Raw genomic sequence first — 215 nt, 5'->3', positions numbered from 1 at the left:
GGACAGTTCTCTCCCCTGTCAGGCCCCGATAAGAAAGCCACCACGGCTCCCTATTCCACCATTGACAGTGCATTTGATGTGGTTAAGCTGGCCACGGCGGCCGGGGCGTCCTTTGTGGCCCGATCAACGGCTTATCATGTCCTTGAAACCGTGGATATACTGAAAAAAGCCATTGAACATAAAGGCTTTTCCGTGGTGGAGATTCTTTCCCAGTG

The 215-nt window shown here is 52.6% G+C and carries 1 protein-coding gene; it reads left to right on the top strand.

Translation table 11 applies throughout. The features are described from left to right. Positions 1–215 (top strand): thiamine pyrophosphate-dependent enzyme (locus tag ACYQ2M_RS25595; protein ID WP_459919212.1); only part of this gene is annotated, 215 nt, incomplete at both ends.

It is taken from the genome of Desulfocicer niacini, from assembly GCF_054657595.1.
Note: the sequence above shows the minus strand (reverse complement) of the source record. Positions and strands in the feature narration are given on the sequence as shown.